Consider the following 15,244-nt stretch of genomic DNA (forward strand, 5'->3'; position numbering starts at 1 on the left):
TCAGCCGCCAGTCCAGGCGATCAGAGGCTGCAGGCCAAGGGCGATCACCAGGCTAACAATCACGCCGATGAATGCTTTCCAAAGATCACTGCCGATGATTTTGCCGAGACTGCCTCCGGATCGGTTGGTGAAGACGTACTCGAATTCCTGTTCTTTGATGCGCAGGGCAATTTCACGACCACCCAGCAAACCCAGGAACACCCACGTTGTGCTCAACGGGAAGGTGCTCAGAAATGCCTTGTACAGCAGGCAAAGTCCGAACATGAAGTCGATCACCGTGGCCGAACGCAGGTCGGCGGTGTTGGTTTTGCTGCGCAGAACACCCTGAATCGGACCGCCGCCGATAGCGACGAGCACACACAGCCCGATGCAGAGGATGGCGGTGCAGACCAGCATCGGGAATAACCCAAGCTCGCGGGGAAGGAAGACGAAAATGTTGGCGAGATCCTGCACCATCCACATGCTCCAGAGGAAGCCGGTGGAGAACCACTGCAGGCCGTACCAAACCCTGTTGAAATCCTTGCCTTCCTGGGTCCGGCGGAACACCCAACGCTCCAGCAGCCACATACCAAGTCCCCAGGCCGCCAGACCGAGGCAGAACGCCAAGAAGTAACCGGAGAGCGAACTTTCAAGAAGTTTGGGGATGTTCTTGGGAACAAATGCGGAAAGCACCAGGAAGGATGTGCTCACCGGTGCACCCCAGGCGGTGAGGCCCAGCACTGCCAGTGGAGGGAGGGCATAGACCCAGGTGAAGGTTTCAGGAATCGGGAATTTCTCCAGCCGTCCCCAGGCCGGATCGCCGCCGTTAATCAACCAGCCGAGCATCAACACGACGATCGTGACGCTGCAGATGAACAGCATCTGCACTGCTTTTGGGGTGCGTTTCTTGTTCGAGGCGATGTAGGTGCCGAGTGTCTGCAACGAGTCGTTGGCAACCACTGAATAAGCCGCCAACAGAAAGCCGATGATCATCCAGATGTTGACGTTCATCAAACCGCTTCAGCCTTCACTTTTTTAGTCATCCAACATCCCTGCCAGTGTGTTGCGCGCCACGCCTGGAGTGTTCGCGTTCTGATTGCTGTTTCATGCAGCAATCAATTCAACACAGTCAGCGTTTGAATCGGCACTGCTTTGGCCCAGTTGGCGAGGGCCACGAGTGTGGCGCGATCGGGAAGACAAACGCAGCCACTGCCGGGGTTGCATCCATGGATGCCCAAGCCCGAGCGGGTCGTTTCGAAACGGGGCGTGAGGGTGAACCAGATGTCATCTCCCCAGGCTTCAGGCAGACCCAGGGAGTACAGGCCTGAGGGAAGAGGGGCGCCGTTGCCTGGAGACCAACGGCGATCGAGGGATTGGCTGGAGGCAAATCCGCTCACGGCTTCCCAGCGGGCCAAGAGTCGTTCCTTCTGGTGGAGCTCCAGGGTCCAGAGGCGTTCTCCATCAGGACGTTGGCGCTGCGTGCGCTGAGCCGTCAGCGACAGGGAGGCTGAGCTCAGCGTGGCAAGGAGTTCCTGGGTGGGGCCGAGCTGTCCTGGTGGCTGCGTGCTCCGCACTTTTGGTTTTGATCGACGCTCGAGGCTGGAGGCCTCTGCTGATGCAGGGGATGGGACGACTTGTTCCAGTGGCGTCCGCCTCCAGCAGCCCTGGAGAAGCACTGCAGCCAGCACCGGCCAACACCAGTGTGTGTGGGGTGTTCCACGGGTCATCGCGCCCGGTCCAGCAGCTCCCAGAAGCCTGCGTCCAGCTCGAAGCCCAGGCTTGCGGCCATTAGGGAGAGGTTGCCGCGTTGATGTCCGGGAACCCCGGCCTCTGCCCCCAGTTGATCCAGCACCATCAACCGGTGCGTGACCCAGAGCTCGAGTGCCTGGGGGTCGAAGCGGATTCCTTCGCTGGGGCGAAAATCATGGGGAACCAGCATGGCCACATGCTGGATGAGGCATCCCTTGGGACGATCCAACAGCAGGGGAAGCCAGGGATAGCGGGCATCAGCGCGTAGCGCCCAAAGCCTGGGTTCGGCACATTCACTGAGCTCCCGAGGATCTTCCGGCGGACGGGGCCATTCGTAGTTGAGCTCGAGAACAGCCCCGTTGTTCAATAGCTTGGACAGGGGCTGATCCATCCACTGGACAAGGGCCTTTAGATCCAGCCGCTGGATCGCATCGGCGGTAACGGTCAGCGAAGGCTGGTGGCATCCGGCTTCCATAAAGGTGTGACAGGCCTTTGCGAATGATGGCGTTTGACGGGGGCGAGGCGGAAGAATGCAAGGGTTTCCAGGTCCGACATGGTCAGCTCCATCACCCAGGCCGAAATCTTCATTGCTCTCGTGGTCGCTGCCCACGCAGGGGTGCTTGCCGTTCGTCTTTGCGTCAGCCTCTACCGCGCTTGAGCGCACCCGAAGGCTGCACGCTTGTCCCCTTGGCAGGGTGTGTTCTCTGCGTTACAAGCGGACATGCAAAACGCAGTTCCCAAGCCAACGGATGCGGCCTCTCTCGCCGCGCTTCTCCAGCATCAAAACGATCGCAGGGAACTGGTGTGCAGTTCCTTGGCGTTGGCTGTAAAGCTCGGCCTCACCCTCCTGGGTGTGGTCAGCTTGTTTCGTCTGTCGGTGGCTTACCAGGAGCGACTGGATCGCCATGGTGAGATGGCTGCGGTTGTCGACGTCGAGACCTCCAAACTTCAGTCATTGCAGCGGCGTTTCGACACGTTGTTCACCCTTGGTGGTGATGAGCGTTTGATGGATGAGCAGGATCAATGGATTGCACCGAACCGTCTGAGGGTGATTTGGCGCTGAGTTTCGTGATCCAGCGCTGAGGGTTGCAGCATTGAAGGGCAGACTGGCTTTCTTCCAAGGGTTTTGAGATGTCCATGCCCGGCACCGTTCTGATCACCGGCACCACGTCAGGTGTGGGCCTGAATGCCACTTGTGCTCTGGTGAAGCGGGGCTGGACGGTGATCACTGCCAACCGCAGCCCCCAGAGGGCCGCGGCGGCGGCTGATGCGATGGACCTGCCCAAGGAGCGGCTTCAGCACGTGTTGATGGATCTGGGCGATCTCGACAGTGTGCGCCGAGCGGTGGATGCCTTGCCGGATCGATTGGATGCCGTGGTGTGCAACGCCGCTGTGTACAAACCGAAGCTGAAGCAGCCGGAGCGTTCGCCTCAGGGCTACGAGATCTCAATGTCCACCAATCACTTCGGCCATTTCCTGTTGGTGCAGCTGCTGTTGGGCCGTCTGCAGAACTCCAGCCATCCCTCTAGGCGGGTGGTGATCCTGGGCACCGTGACAGCCAACTCGAAGGAGCTGGGGGGCAAGATTCCCATCCCCGCACCGGCGGATCTTGGGGACTTGTCCGGGTTTGAGGCTGGCTTCAAAGACCCGATTGCCATGGCCAGCGGCAAGCCGTTCAAGCCCGGCAAGGCCTACAAAGACAGCAAGCTCTGCAACATGATCACCACCCAGGAGCTGCATCGTCGCTTGCACGGGGAGACGGGGATCACCTTCACCTCGCTTTACCCAGGCTGCGTGGCGGACTCCCCTCTGTTCCGCAACACCCCCAAGGCCTTTCAGACGATTTTTCCCTGGTTCCAGAAAAACATCACCGGCGGTTACGTCTCCCAGGCCTTAGCCGGAGAACGCGTGGCGGATGTGGTCGCCAATCCCGACTTCGCCGAATCCGGCGTGCATTGGAGCTGGGGCAACCGCCAGAAGAAGGATGGACAGCAGTTCAGCCAGGAGCTTTCTGACAAGGCCACCGACCCAGACACCGCTCGGCGGGTCTGGGACCTGTCGATGCGGTTGGTGGGACTCTGATCAGTCGAAGCCGAGGAGGTCGAAGATCTCCCGATCCTTCAAGGATGTGGCTTCGAGGGGCTCCACGTTGTCGAGCATGTTCTGAGCGAGGCGCAGGTATTCCTCACGGACAGCTTGCACCGCTTCGTCGTCATCATCCATCTCGAAAATCGTGCACTTCTTCAGCCGGGATCGACGAATCGCATCCACATCCTTGAAGTGGGCCATGGTGCGCAGGCCCGTGCGTTCGTTGAACTTGTCGATCTGATCGGTGTCCGCCGAGCGGTTGGCCACGACGCCGCCAAGCCGCACTTTGTAGTTCTTGGCTTTGGCCTGAATCGCCTGAACGATCCGATTCATCGCGAAGATCGAATCGAAATCGTTGGCCGTCACGATCAGGCAGTAGTTGGCGTGCTGCAGCGGGGCGGCGAAACCACCACACACCACATCACCCAACACATCAAAGATCACCACGTCGGTGTCTTCCAGCAGGTGGTGCTCCTTCAGCAATTTCACCGTCTGGCCGGTGACATAACCACCACAGCCCGTCCCAGCCGGAGGACCACCACTTTCAACGCACTGCACACCGTTGAAGCCGGAGAAAACGAAGTCCTCCGGACGCAACTCCTCGCTGTGGAAGTCGACTTCCTCAAGGATGTCGATCACCGTCGGCACCATTTTGTGGGTGAGGGTGAAGGTGCTGTCGTGCTTGGGGTCGCAGCCGATCTGCAGCACCCGTTTGCCCAGCTTGGAGAACGCGGCCGAAAGGTTGGACGAGGTGGTTGATTTGCCGATGCCTCCCTTGCCGTAAACGGCAATCACCAGGGTTTCCTCTTCGATGTTGACGGAGGGGTCCTGATGGACCTGCACACTGCCGTCGCCGTCAACAGGACGCTTCAGGGTCGTGGTCATGCAGCGACCTTCGCACAATGGATCATTGTCATTCAACAGCAGTGGATGTGTTCTGTCTGTGATTCACCGGGAAATGAAAGATCTGCTTTCAGAAGCTTTAGCTTGGCTGTTGATTATTGGTTGATTGGCTTAAATAATTGAGTGAAAATGCTCATGCCTTGAAGTGGGCTTTGGCGTCATAGAGCGTTTCGCTGCTGATTTCCTTGCATCCCACCGTCCTGGCATACGACTCAGCATTGCGCCGAACTTTTCCACGCACAAAGAATGGGATTTTCTTCAGTTCTGCTTCGCCATCAGCGGTCCAAACCAATTGCCCTGATGGGGCTTCATCCTGGCAGCCAGATGCGCGCACGCTCTCAGTGCCGTGGTTGTTGTCGGCGCCCGCACCGCCTGCATGACCCAGATGACTCTGGTGTCCATCCACAAACTCGAAGTCGTGGCGGAACATGCCGATGAGGTGCTCTTCCAGACCCATCATCAAGGGGTGCACCCAGGCATCGAAAATCACATTGGCGCCTTCCCACCCCATCTGAGGGCTGAGGCGGGCCGGAACATCCTGAACATGCATCGGCGTGCTGATCACAGCGCAGGGAATGCCAAGTCGTTTGGCGCTGTGCCGCTCCATCTGGGTGCCCAGGACCAGTTCAGGAGCCGCCTCGGCCATGGCGGCCTCGACCGCGAGATAGTCGTCACAGATCAGGGCCTCGAGACCCAGCTTTTTGGCGGCTGCGCGCACAGGTCTGGCCATTTCCCTGCTGTAAGACCCCAGTCCCACCACGGTGAATCCCAGTTCTTCGCTGCAGATCCTCGCTGCGGCAATGGCGTGGGTGCCGTCCCCGAAGATGAACACCCGCTTGCCCGTGAGGTACGTGGAGTCCACCGACTCGGAGTACCAGGGCATCCGGGATCGCTGGTATCCCTCGGCAGCTTCCGGGGGAGCCATCCCCAGCAAGGCATGCACCTCAACGAGAAAGTCGTGGGTTGCCCCCATCCCGATCGGCACCGTTTTGCTGAACGGAATGCCGAAATTGCGGTGCAGCCAGCTGCAGCTGGATTCAGCCACTTCCGGATAAAGACACACATTCAGGTCGGCCTGGGGGAGCCGAAGGATGTCCTCCACTCCCGCACCCAGAGGAGCGACAACGCCGACGTCGATGCCATGCAGCGACAGCAGTCGCTGCACTTCAAGCACATCGTCTCGACAGCGGAAACCAAGCAGGGATGGTCCCAGCAGATTCACCCGCGGGCGACGCCCCTCATGCTTCCAGGCCTGCACGTCGTGCGTCGGTTGGGGCGGCACAGACTGTTTGAGCAGGCCGCGCATCAGTTGGTAAAAGGTCTCAGAGGCTCCCCAGTTTTCTTTCTTGCTGTAGGCGGGCAGCTCCAGGGTGACCACAGGCATGGGTAAGCCCATTCCCTGTGCCAACGCACCAGGCTGGTCTTGGATCAATTCAGCTGTGCAGCTTTCTCCCACAAGCAACGCATCGGGTTGAAAGCGATCCGCCGCTTCTTGCACGTGCCGCTTGACCAGTTCCGCCGTGTCGCCTCCCAGATCCCTGGCCTGAAAGGTGGTGTAGGTCACCGGTGGTCGCTGCCCGCGGCGTTCGATCATCGTGAAGAGGAGATCGGCATAGGTGTCGCCCTGCGGTGCATGGAGCACATAGTGAACCCCGTGCATCGAGGCGGCAATGCGCATGGCTCCCACATGGGGTGGGCCTTCATAAGTCCAGAGGGTTAATTCCATCGATTCAGGCGTGGACGGGGTGGTCGGAAGCTTGTGGATGCAGGGCTGAATGAATCAACTGGCGCCTGTGCAGTGGCCGGGAGAACAATTCGGCAAGGTCGCCTGCCTGGTCGATGCCATGGATCGGACTGAACACCAGTTCGATCGACCATTTGGTGGTGATCCCCTCCGCTTCCAAAGGGTTGGCGAGCCCCATCCCGCACACCACCAGATCCGGGTGGCCTGCGCGCACCCGATCCAACTGCCGTTCCACGTGCTGCCCCTCCACCACGGTTGTTCCATCAGGAAGCAAGGCCAGTTCTTCGGCCATCTGCTCTCGATTGAGATAAGGAACCCCGACTTCCACCAAGTCCATGCCGCATTCCCTGTGCAAAAAGCGGGCTAGGGGAAGTTCAAGTTGGGATTCCGGCAGCAAGAAGATGCGCTTTCCTGCCAGAACCTCTCGATGGGGGGCGAGGGCGATCCGGGCCCTGGCTTCGAGAGGATCGAGCACGGCCCGAACGCTGGCTTCCGGACACTGGAAGTTGGCTGCGGCGGCTTCCATCCAGCGCCTGCTGCCCTCAGCGCCGAGGGGGAACGGTGCCTTGAGCACCGTGGCACCCCGATCACGCAGCAACCGTGCGGTCTCGGTGAGGAAAGGCTGTGTCAGCAGCACCGTGGTACCGGAACCCACCGGTGGCAACTCGGAAGACTGGCGCGGCGGGAGACTGCGCACGCTCTCGATGCCGAGTTTTGAGAAGAGGTGGATCAGGCGATCCTCCACGGCATCAGCCAATGTGCCCACCAGGAGAAGCTGACGGGACTCGCTGGCCGGCAGCAGAGGCACGAGGGCTGCCAGCGCCCCGTCTTCCCCCTGGGTGAAGGTGGTTTCGATACCACTCCCGGAATAATTCACAACCCGAACGCGCCCCTGAAGCTCTTCATTGAGGCGTTCGGCGGCTCGGGCCAGATCCAGCTTGATGACCTCGCTGGGACAGGACCCCACCAGAAAAAGCGTGCGGATTTCTGGGCGCCGCATCAGAAGTTCCCGGGCAACGCGGTCGAGTTCGTCGTGGGCGTCAGCCAGTCCGGCGAGATCACGCTCACTGAGAATGGCAGTGCCGAAGCGAGGTTCGGCAAAGATCATCACTCCGGCGGCGCTCTGGATCAGGTGGGCGCAGGTGCGTGATCCCACAACCAGAAAAAAGGCATCGGGCATGCGGCGGTGCAGCCACACGATCGATGTCAGGCCGCAGAACACCTCCCGAGGCCCAGACTCCTTGAGAAGATTGGCGCTCATGACGTCTGCGTCCACAGGTCCTGGTCTCACCATGACGCTGGAAACTCAAAAGGAGCCAACTCCCTGAAACTCTTTGGGATCGTCACGGTCCACATCTGGAAATCTGACTACATTTCGACCGTCGATCAGAGGATTTCATGGCTTCACTGCGTGTTCTCCCTGCCGTTCTGGCTCTCGGCCTTGCCCTCGCTGCCTGCCAATCCGCTGAAAAAAAAGCGGCGACGGATGAAGTGAAGGTGGCCGAAGGTGTTGAGGCGGTTTGTGCCGCTCAGGCTGATGTTGATGCAGCCGTGATCGCCGTCAATGCACTCACACCGGAGTCAACCGTTGCTGATGCTGAGAAAGCAGGCAAAAAGCTCAATAACGCACTGTCTTCACTCAACAAAGCTGAGGATCAGCTTGCCAAGGCGGAAGTGAAGGAATACCGCGATCAAGTGGAACTCTTCCGCCAAGCGGTCGACGACGTCAGTAAAAACAAAGATCTCACCCTTGCCGAAGCCGCCGAACAGTTGAAAGGCAAAGCCGCACCCGTGGTGGCCGCTCGCGAACAACTGGCTGCGACCACCGTTTGCGTGGCTGTGGAAGAAGACACCAAAGCCAAGGACTCCATGAAGGATGACTCCATGAAGGATGACACCCAGAAAGATGACGCCAAGTAAGACGAATCCATGAAGCAGGGCGCCGATCAGGATCCCTCTTCAACGCGCAGCGTCGTTCAGAGGCGACGGCGGAAGCGATCGTCGCCGTAGCTTCCGCCCGATGTGGCATTGGAATCATCGATTTTCGTGAGCCGCCACACGTTGCGGCTCACACGCTTGGCGCACAGCCCACCGCGCTCCACCTGCTCGGTCCCAGGCCGGGCACCGAGCAGAAATCCCACTTCCGCAGTGCTCAGCGGAGCACCTGTTTCCAGAGCGAGTGCTGTGAGTTCGAGCCGCTGCCGCAAGTGCTGAAGGGTTTGGCCTTTGTCGTGATTTTGGGATTGCAGCCAAGGCAACTCGCCGTGCCCCTCCCCGGCTAAACGCTGCATCAGGCCGTAGCTCACGAGTCCAAGTGCCTGTTCGGCATTCAGCTCAGTGACTGACTGTTCTTCGTTCAGGCGGGGCTCCGGCGCAGACGTCATCAATCCTGATGCAGTTGGGCTGAAGGTATCGGCTTGTCTGAACAGCGCAAGCGCAATCCAAAGAAGCCCACTCGGCTTCCGGTAATATCCGCGCCATGAATCGTTTCGCCAGCTTCGATGCCAGGGAGCGGCGCGTTGGCGGCAGCGCCCTCGTCACCGGTACAGAGGTCCAACCCTCTGCGAGCGGAGCCAGCTGTGTTGTCACCACCGACTCTGAATCGTCGCGCTTGACCAGGCGTAATAGCCACGTGCAGTCGATCGAATTGCGCACGCACGTGTTCATCGACTCTCTCCAGCCTCAACTGGCTGCCTATATGGGGTCAGTGAGTCAGGGATTTCTTCCCATTCCAGGGGATGCCTGTTTGTGGATGGAAGTGTCTCCTGGAATGGCCGTTCACCGTGTCACTGACATCGCCCTAAAGGCCAGCAATGTGCGGCTGGGCCAGATGGTGGTGGAACGGGCGTTCGGCTCGATGGCTCTTTACCACCGTGATCAGAGCACGGTGCTCCACTCCGGAGATGTGGTGCTCGAGGCGATTGGCAGTTCTATCGACCAGCGCAGTCCTGCTGAGGTGAGCTGGACTGAAGTGATCCGTGCCATCACGCCTGACCATGCGGTGCTGATCAATCGCCAGAACCGCCGGGGTTCGATGATCGAGGCGGGGATGAGCATGTTCATCCTCGAGACCGAGCCGGCTGGTTACGTGCTCATCGCTGCGAATGAAGCCGAGAAGTCATCCAACATCACACTGGTTGATGTGAAGGCGGTTGGTGCTTTCGGACGGCTCACCCTTGCGGGTCGAGAAGGGGATGTTGAAGAGGCTGCAGCCGCCGCGATGCGCGCCATCGACCAAGTGAATCAGCGAACAAGATTGCGCTAATTCAGTCCAGTTGAAGGCGTCGTCGCAGTCCTGCCGCCAGGTTGCGTGCTGCTTTCCCGCGGCTGCCCAGTCTCGATAGCTGGGACGCATTGAGTTGGCCGTAACTGCAGCCTGCCTCCCGCACCCAGAACAGGGATTCAATCCCTCCACCTGGATAGGCAGGGGCATGAAGCAGCTCACCCCAACAGAATCCCTCCGCTTCCTCGTCACAGTTGCCTTCAGGTGAGCAGAGCACCATGGCGCTGCGGAAGCAGGCGCTCCGGTAGGGACTGTCGGCCATGGCGGCGAGAAGGCGTTCCAGCTTGTCGTGGTCCGATGCTGCGAACCTCGCCGTGTAGAGCCCCGGAGCACCGTCAAGAGCATCGATTTCCAGACCGGAATCGTCAGCAAGCGCCCAGCAGCCTGTGCGTTCCGCTGCGGCTCGTGCTTTCAACCGAGCGTTTTCGAGGTATGAGCTGCCTGTTTCCTCAACATCAAGATCTGAGGGTTGGCGACAGACGTCGACATCGATCGGGCCGAGCATGGCTTCAATCTCGGCAACCTTGTGTGGATTGCCACTGGCGATGATCAGCCTGCGCAAGGCACCGTCCTAAGAGCGTTCCATTGTGTGGGATCAAGGGCGCATCACGGCAACGGTTTTGGCATGACGCTTTGCAAACAAAGACTTTGTGAGGCGCTGGCAACCCAATGTGTTCGAGCGCTCACCGGAGCAGCAGCAGTGGTTCGCATCAGTGATGGCAAGGGTCATTAGCTGGCCTTATGAAGTTCACTATGGACAGTGATCTCGAGAGGTCTCTGAATCGCTTGACGGCCAGGCCTCTGGCAGAGCAGTCTCGGCGACGAACATCCTCCTCCTTTCTCGGTAGGCAATGGCTAACGAAACCATGGGCATCGCTCTCGGCATGATCGAGACCCGCGGCCTCGTCCCCGCGATCGAAGCTGCTGACGCCATGACCAAGGCCGCCGAAGTGCGCCTGATCGGTCGTGAGTTCGTCGGTGGCGGTTACGTCACCGTGCTCGTGCGCGGCGAGACCGGTGCAGTGAACGCTGCAGTGCGCGCTGGCGCCGATGCCTGTGAGCGTGTGGGCGACGGCCTCGTTGCTGCTCACATCATTGCTCGCCCCCACCGCGAAGTGGAGCCTGCACTGGGCAACGGCAACTTCCTTGGTCAGAAGGACTGAGATCAGTTGATCCTCTAAATCAGAGGTTCGCCTGTTCAACACCCCCTTCACCGACTTAACGGAGTTTTCTCATGAGCAAGAAGTACGACGCTGGGGTCAAGGAGTACAGAGACACTTACTGGACTCCTGATTACGTTCCCCTCGACACCGACCTGCTGGCCTGCTTCAAGTGCACCGGCCAGGAAGGTGTGCCCAAGGAAGAAGTTGCCGCTGCTGTGGCTGCTGAATCCTCCACCGGCACCTGGTCCACTGTGTGGTCCGAGCTCCTCACCGACCTCGACTTCTACAAAGGCCGCTGCTACCGCATCGAAGACGTCCCTGGTGACAAGGAGTCGTTCTATGCCTTCATCGCCTACCCCCTCGACCTGTTCGAAGAGGGTTCCATCACCAACGTTCTGACCTCCCTGGTCGGCAACGTGTTCGGTTTCAAGGCCCTGCGTCACCTCCGTCTGGAAGACATCCGCTTCCCGATGGCGTTCATCAAGAGCTGCTACGGCCCGCCGAACGGCATCCAGGTCGAGCGCGACCGGATGAACAAGTACGGCCGTCCCCTGCTGGGTTGCACCATCAAGCCGAAGCTCGGCCTGAGCGGCAAGAACTACGGCCGTGTGGTCTATGAGTGCCTGCGTGGCGGTCTGGACTTCACCAAGGACGACGAGAACATCAACTCCCAGCCCTTCCAGCGTTGGCAGAACCGCTTCGAATTCGTTGCGGAAGCCATCAAGCTGTCCGAGCAGGAGACCGGTGAGCGCAAGGGTCACTACCTCAACGTGACCGCCAACACTCCCGAAGAGATGTATGAGCGCGCTGAGTTCGCTAAGGAACTCGGCATGCCGATCATCATGCACGACTTCATCACCGGTGGCTTCACGGCCAACACCGGTCTGTCGAAGTGGTGCCGCAAGAACGGCATGTTGCTGCACATCCACCGCGCCATGCACGCGGTGATCGACCGTCACCCCAAGCACGGCATCCACTTCCGCGTTCTCGCCAAGTGTCTGCGTCTGTCCGGTGGTGACCAGCTCCACACCGGCACCGTGGTCGGAAAGCTGGAAGGTGATCGTCAGACCACCCTCGGCTATATCGACCAGCTGCGCGAATCCTTCGTGCCCGAAGACCGCAGCCGCGGCAACTTCTTCGATCAGGACTGGGGTTCCATGCCTGGCGTGTTCGCCGTTGCTTCCGGCGGTATCCACGTGTGGCACATGCCCGCCCTGGTCACCATCTTCGGCGACGACTCCGTTCTGCAGTTCGGTGGTGGTACCCACGGTCACCCCTGGGGTTCCGCTGCAGGTGCTGCGGCCAACCGCGTGGCCCTCGAGGCCTGCGTCAAGGCCCGCAACGCCGGCCGTCATCTCGAGAAAGAGAGCCGCGACATCCTTATGGAAGCCGGCAAGCACAGCCCCGAGCTGGCTATCGCCCTCGAGACCTGGAAGGAGATCAAGTTCGAGTTCGACACCGTCGACAAGCTCGACGTTCAGAACTGATCGTCTCTTTGGCCGGTTGATGCAACCGGCCCAACATTTTTCTAACTACCAGGATCCCCATGCCTTTCCAGAGCACCGTGGGTGACTATCAAACAGTCGCCACCCTGGAGACCTTCGGCTTTCTTCCGCCGATGACCCAGGACGAGATCTACGACCAGATCGCGTACATCATTGCCCAGGGTTGGAGCCCGCTCGTCGAGCACGTCCACCCCAGCAATTCCATGGCCACCTATTGGTCCTATTGGAAGCTCCCCTTCTTCGGTGAGAAGGACCTCAACGTTGTTGTGAGTGAGCTCGAGGCTTGCCACCGCGCTTACCCCGACCACCACGTGCGCATCGTCGGTTACGACGCCTACACCCAGAGCCAGGGTGCCTGCTTCGTGGTTTTCGAAGGACGCTGATCCTTCGACCCTTTGGTTCCGAGCCCTGACTTGATCAGGGCTCAAGCTTTTTTCGGAGGGGCAGGTGCCCCTTCACTTCACGACGACACCCACGGGCGGACATGGCAAGACTTTCCAGTCGCGAACTCGCACTTGAGCGCCGCAAGGCGCTGACCACCTCCGGCAAGAAGTCCTCTGTGGCTGCAGGCGATGGCCCGAATCGCGTGCGCACTGCCGCTGATGCCCGTCCAACCCGCACGGACGCTGCTGCCGCCGTTGAGCCCACGGCTCCAGCTGCTGCCGCTCCTGCGAAACCCTCGGTGTCGTTCACCCCAGCATCTCCATCCCGCCATTCCCAGGTGAAGCCCCAGCGTCATCCCAGCCGGGATCTGGTGCTCGCCCGTCGTGAGGCCCTGTCCCGCCGCGGCAAGATCGCCGACACCAGCCGCGATCGCAACCGCGCTGACGTTGCCCGTCAGACCCCACCAGCGCAAGCCGCTCCAACTGCCGAACCCACCAAGAGTTGTGGCTGCGGTGGTCAGCGTGCTGCTGAGAAGACTGCATTGAGCGTCCCCGCACCCAAGCTGTCAGCCCGGACCGAGCGTCGCTCTGCAACCCCCAAGCGTCGTGCCATCGAGAACCCCAGCCGCGCGCTGGTGTTGGCACGCCGCGAGGCGATGTCGAAGCACGGCAAAACCGCTGGTAAGCAACCCACCAGTGCCGCTGCTGTGGCCCGTCAGGCCAACCCCGATCTCACCAGCCGTGAGTTGGCTCAACAGGTGCGTGAGCTTCGGGCGAAAGCCGGCGCCCGTAATAAGCAGAGCGCTGGGGTGACCCGGCCCACTGGGCCCAACCGTCACGGAGCCAAGCAAGCGGCTGCCGCTGATGCCCACTGGAAGGTCGGTGAGAGCACCACGCGTTCTGGCCAGACCGTCACCGGCACTCAGGCCAACCGTTCGGTGAAGACCACCGGTAACGAGGCCAGCACCTGCCGCTCGATCACGGGTACCGAATATCTGGGCGCCGAAGTCTTCCAGACGTTCTGTCAGCAGGCACCTGAGCCCACCACCCCCGCCAAGGTTCGCATCACCGCCACCAGCCATGGCAACCGTGTCACCGGCAACGAAGTCGGTCGTTCGGAAAAAGTCACTGGCGACGAGCCCGGCACCTGCAAGAACGTGACCGGCACCGAGTACATCTCTGCCAACCAGTCCGCCGCCTATTGCGGTGGCGGTGCGACGTCCCCGCGCAAGGTGGGCCACAGCCTCACCGAACAGGGCCGTCCTGTGAGTGGTGTGATGGTGGGTCGCTCCGCCAGCGTCACCGGCGATGAAGCCGGGTCTGGCCGCAGCCTCACCGGTGATCAATATCTTGGTTCAGATCCTTTGCCCGATGGTCGGCCTGCCGCCAAGGTGGGCCTGTCTGGAACCCTGTCTGGTACCGGCGTCACAGGCACCATGGTGGGTCGTTCGGCCCAGGTCACTGGTGATGAATTTGGCTCCTGCCATCGCGTCACCGGCGATCAATACATCAGTGCTGAACAGGTCAATGCCTTCTGTGGCGGCAAGCCTGAGCCGGAAGCCGCCAAGGTCGGTTTCAGCATCACCAACCGCAATCAGGTGGTGAGTGGCACCCGCACCGGTCGTTCTGAACGGGTCACCGGCGATGAGCCCGGCAGCTGTCAGGCCGTCACTGGTACTCCCTATGCAGGTCTTGAGCAGGCTGGTCAGCACTGCGGTACTCCTGCTGTGCAGGCCATTCGCGAACGCACGCCTGTGCGCCCCGGCACGCCTTCTGCCGCCATGACCGGCATTCAGCCCGGTGTGGGTGGTGTGATGACAGGCGATGAAAAAGGAGCCTGCGAAGCCATTACCGGTACCCCTTATGTGGGCGCAGATCAGCTGGCCACAGCTTGCGGTAATGACGCTCCCGCTGGAACTGAAAGCCACGGTCAATCCCCTGAGGGTGCAGCCTGGACGCGCTTCAGTGTGATGTCTCCCGCTCGCGCCGCTCAGCAGCAGCGTGATTCCCGTGGTGCGGTCACCGGCACGTCCTATGAGCAGGGCAATCGCATTACCGGCCCTTTTGACATGGCCGGTGGCAAGGTCACCGGCACCGAGCAGTTCCGTTTCGACAATCGCGAATTCCAGCGTCGTCAGTTCCAACCCACCGTGGCGGTGGTGAGCGAACCGGACGAAAAGCCCGCCTCCCGCGTCACCGGCGAGGGATCTTCCACCAAGATCACTGGTGATGACTGGGATCGTGGTGAGCACGTCACCGGAACTGAGGGTGCCTCGGCGCGTCGGCGTAACCCAACCCGTCCCGGCCCGATGAGCGCCATGGCTCCCTACGAGCGCAAGCGCAATCAGGAGAACGAATGGCCTGTCAGCCGTGTGACTGGTTCCAGTGGCAACACGGAAAAGGGTTCCCTGATCACCGTCTCCGGCGGCGCAAGGGGCTGATCCGCT

Annotated in this window: 17 protein-coding genes; 9 read left to right on the forward strand and 8 right to left on the reverse strand. The window is 60.5% G+C overall.

What is annotated here, in order from left to right:
* From SynBMKMC1_RS03755 to SynBMKMC1_RS03765, 3 genes are all read right to left on the reverse strand, one after another.
* Complete coding sequence (locus tag SynBMKMC1_RS03755) at window positions 1-990, reverse strand: hypothetical protein (RefSeq protein ID WP_186472755.1); 990 nt, start codon at window positions 988-990, stop codon at window positions 1-3.
* A gap of 104 nt (window positions 991-1,094) precedes the next feature.
* Complete coding sequence (locus SynBMKMC1_RS03760; protein WP_255486289.1) at window positions 1,095-1,553, reverse strand: hypothetical protein; 459 nt, start codon at window positions 1,551-1,553, stop codon at window positions 1,095-1,097.
* A gap of 149 nt (window positions 1,554-1,702) precedes the next feature.
* Window positions 1,703-2,203: a CRR6 family NdhI maturation factor gene (locus tag SynBMKMC1_RS03765; RefSeq protein ID WP_186472757.1), complete on the reverse strand. Its 501-nt coding sequence runs from the start codon at window positions 2,201-2,203 to the stop codon at window positions 1,703-1,705.
* Between the two features lie 78 nt (window positions 2,204-2,281).
* On the opposite strand from SynBMKMC1_RS03765, the gene psaM reads away from it, so the two are divergent.
* From psaM to SynBMKMC1_RS03780, 3 genes are all read left to right on the forward strand, one after another.
* Window positions 2,282-2,386 (forward strand): photosystem I reaction center subunit XII, encoded by a 105-nt coding sequence (psaM, locus tag SynBMKMC1_RS03770; protein WP_006043638.1) that lies wholly within the window; start codon window positions 2,282-2,284, stop codon window positions 2,384-2,386.
* 63 nt (window positions 2,387-2,449) lie between these two features.
* Window positions 2,450-2,791 carry a hypothetical protein gene (locus tag SynBMKMC1_RS03775; protein ID WP_041428776.1) on the forward strand — a complete coding sequence of 114 codons (342 nt, stop codon included), beginning with the start codon at window positions 2,450-2,452 and terminating at the stop codon, window positions 2,789-2,791.
* A 68-nt stretch (window positions 2,792-2,859) separates the two neighbouring features.
* Window positions 2,860-3,810, forward strand: a complete 951-nt coding sequence (locus tag SynBMKMC1_RS03780; protein WP_186472758.1) for a protochlorophyllide reductase — start codon at window positions 2,860-2,862, stop codon at window positions 3,808-3,810.
* Here SynBMKMC1_RS03780 and bchL read toward each other — a convergent pair whose 3' ends face one another.
* The 3 genes from bchL to SynBMKMC1_RS03795 form a co-directional block, all read right to left on the reverse strand.
* Window positions 3,811-4,701 carry a ferredoxin:protochlorophyllide reductase (ATP-dependent) iron-sulfur ATP-binding protein gene (gene bchL, locus SynBMKMC1_RS03785; protein WP_186472759.1) on the reverse strand — a complete coding sequence of 297 codons (891 nt, stop codon included), beginning with the start codon at window positions 4,699-4,701 and terminating at the stop codon, window positions 3,811-3,813.
* A gap of 151 nt (window positions 4,702-4,852) precedes the next feature.
* Complete coding sequence (locus SynBMKMC1_RS03790; protein WP_186472760.1) at window positions 4,853-6,445, reverse strand: ferredoxin:protochlorophyllide reductase (ATP-dependent) subunit B; 1,593 nt, start codon at window positions 6,443-6,445, stop codon at window positions 4,853-4,855.
* A gap of 4 nt (window positions 6,446-6,449) precedes the next feature.
* Window positions 6,450-7,724, reverse strand: a complete 1,275-nt coding sequence (locus SynBMKMC1_RS03795) for a ferredoxin:protochlorophyllide reductase (ATP-dependent) subunit N (protein ID WP_186472761.1) — start codon at window positions 7,722-7,724, stop codon at window positions 6,450-6,452.
* Between the two features lie 137 nt (window positions 7,725-7,861).
* Here SynBMKMC1_RS03795 and SynBMKMC1_RS03800 point away from each other — a divergent pair, with 137 nt between their 5' ends.
* Entirely contained in the window at window positions 7,862-8,383 is a 522-nt protein-coding gene (locus SynBMKMC1_RS03800) for a hypothetical protein (protein WP_186472762.1), read from the forward strand.
* Window positions 8,384-8,439: 56 nt separating this feature from the next.
* On the opposite strand, the gene SynBMKMC1_RS03805 is transcribed toward SynBMKMC1_RS03800, so the two are convergent.
* Entirely contained in the window at window positions 8,440-8,847 is a 408-nt protein-coding gene (locus tag SynBMKMC1_RS03805; protein ID WP_011932585.1) for a hypothetical protein, read from the reverse strand.
* A gap of 95 nt (window positions 8,848-8,942) precedes the next feature.
* On the opposite strand from SynBMKMC1_RS03805, the gene SynBMKMC1_RS03810 reads away from it, so the two are divergent.
* Window positions 8,943-9,728, forward strand: a complete 786-nt coding sequence (locus SynBMKMC1_RS03810; RefSeq protein ID WP_186472763.1) for a BMC domain-containing protein — start codon at window positions 8,943-8,945, stop codon at window positions 9,726-9,728.
* Window position 9,729: 1 nt separating this feature from the next.
* Here SynBMKMC1_RS03810 and SynBMKMC1_RS03815 read toward each other — a convergent pair whose 3' ends face one another.
* A complete protein-coding gene (locus SynBMKMC1_RS03815) occupies window positions 9,730-10,308 on the reverse strand; it encodes a non-canonical purine NTP pyrophosphatase (RefSeq protein WP_011932587.1) in 579 nt (192 codons plus the stop codon).
* Between the two features lie 289 nt (window positions 10,309-10,597).
* Here SynBMKMC1_RS03815 and SynBMKMC1_RS03820 point away from each other — a divergent pair, with 289 nt between their 5' ends.
* From SynBMKMC1_RS03820 to SynBMKMC1_RS03835, 4 genes are all read left to right on the forward strand, one after another.
* Window positions 10,598-10,909, forward strand: a complete 312-nt coding sequence (locus SynBMKMC1_RS03820; protein ID WP_006169870.1) for a BMC domain-containing protein — start codon at window positions 10,598-10,600, stop codon at window positions 10,907-10,909.
* Between the two features lie 71 nt (window positions 10,910-10,980).
* Entirely contained in the window at window positions 10,981-12,396 is a 1,416-nt protein-coding gene (locus SynBMKMC1_RS03825) for a form I ribulose bisphosphate carboxylase large subunit (RefSeq protein WP_011932588.1), read from the forward strand.
* A 59-nt stretch (window positions 12,397-12,455) separates the two neighbouring features.
* Complete coding sequence (locus SynBMKMC1_RS03830; RefSeq protein WP_006043651.1) at window positions 12,456-12,797, forward strand: ribulose bisphosphate carboxylase small subunit; 342 nt, start codon at window positions 12,456-12,458, stop codon at window positions 12,795-12,797.
* A gap of 101 nt (window positions 12,798-12,898) precedes the next feature.
* Window positions 12,899-15,238, forward strand: a complete 2,340-nt coding sequence (locus SynBMKMC1_RS03835; protein WP_186472764.1) for a CsoS2 family carboxysome shell protein — start codon at window positions 12,899-12,901, stop codon at window positions 15,236-15,238.
* Window positions 15,239-15,244 lie beyond the last annotated feature (6 nt).

The organism is Synechococcus sp. BMK-MC-1, from assembly GCF_014279955.1.
Classification (GTDB): domain Bacteria; phylum Cyanobacteriota; class Cyanobacteriia; order PCC-6307; family Cyanobiaceae; genus Synechococcus_C.